This window comes from Paenibacillus sp. 05T425 (assembly GCF_056396205.1).
In genome coordinates, this window is sequence record NZ_JBFTLA010000098.1 from 1 (window position 1) to 452 (window position 452).

Sequence of the window (452 nt, forward strand, 5' to 3'; positions counted from 1 at the left end):
GCCCTGCTCGGCGATTTTTTCCAGCATCGCGGTAAACGGCGCCAGACCGGTGCCACCGGCCAGCAGCAGCAACGGCCGGCGGATATCGCGCAGATAGAAACTGCCCAACGGTCCGGCCAGGCTCATGCTGTCGCCGGCCTTGGCCATGCCGGTCAGGAAACTGCTCATCAAGCCGCCGGGCACGTTGCGAATCAGGAAACTGACTTCGCCGTCACGCTGCAACGAGCTGAACGAATACGCGCGGGTCTGCTCGCTACCCGGAACCCCGAGGTTCACATACTGCCCCGGCAAAAACGCCAGTTTGCTCAGGGCTTCGCCCTTGATCGACAGTGCGATGGTGCTGTCGGACAGCTGACGCACGGCGCTGATGGTCGCGTCGTAACTGGCCTGACGAGTACGGCAGACATCCGATGAAACCGGCACCCGCACCACGCAATCGCTCTGCGCACGCA

The 452-nt window shown here is 63.3% G+C and carries 1 protein-coding gene; it reads right to left on the reverse strand.

Features of this window, described 5'->3' with window-relative positions; all coding sequences use genetic code 11:
• The coding region (locus AC1DF0_RS32255) for an FAD-binding oxidoreductase (protein WP_477577656.1) at positions 1–452 on the reverse strand (452 nt) is incomplete at both ends.